This window comes from Stutzerimonas sp. LR2, from assembly GCF_055755175.1.
On sequence record NZ_JBVTRR010000110.1, the window covers coordinates 1 to 509 of the forward strand.

The 509-nt window shown below is 43.6% G+C and carries 1 pseudogene; it reads left to right on the forward strand.

Annotated elements, in window-relative coordinates:
- A pseudogene (locus tag ACVRRC_RS22315) lies at positions 1-509 on the forward strand (formate dehydrogenase-N subunit alpha); the annotation flags it as partial.

A 509-nucleotide genomic window follows, 5' to 3' on the forward strand; every position in this document is an offset into this window, starting at 1 on the left:
CTTATTGAAAATGATAAAATTCAACACGAGTATGTCAAAGCCTATACTAATGCGCCATTAATCGTTCGTGAAGATTATCATTTTGATGATGGGCTTTTTAGCGGCTTTGATGATAAAAAACAACAATATGACCGCAGCTCTTGGCATTATGAAACCGATGCAAATGGCCATGCGCTCAAGGATGAAACACTTCAACATCCTCGTTGTGTTTGGAACCTATTAAAGCAACACGTTTCCCGCTATACACCTGAAGTCGTCACGACCTTATGTGGTACACCACTTGAAGATTTTATCTATATTTGTGAACAACTTGCCTCGACTTCAGGCAAAGACAGAACGTCGACCATTTTGTATGCTTTAGGGTGGACGCACCACACAGGTGGGGCACAAACGATTCGTACTGCAGGTATGATCCAGCTATTGCTGGGTAACGTTGGTATGCCGGGTGGTGGTGTCAATGCGCTGCGTGGCCACTCCAACATTCAAGGTTATAGCGATTTAGGGTTACT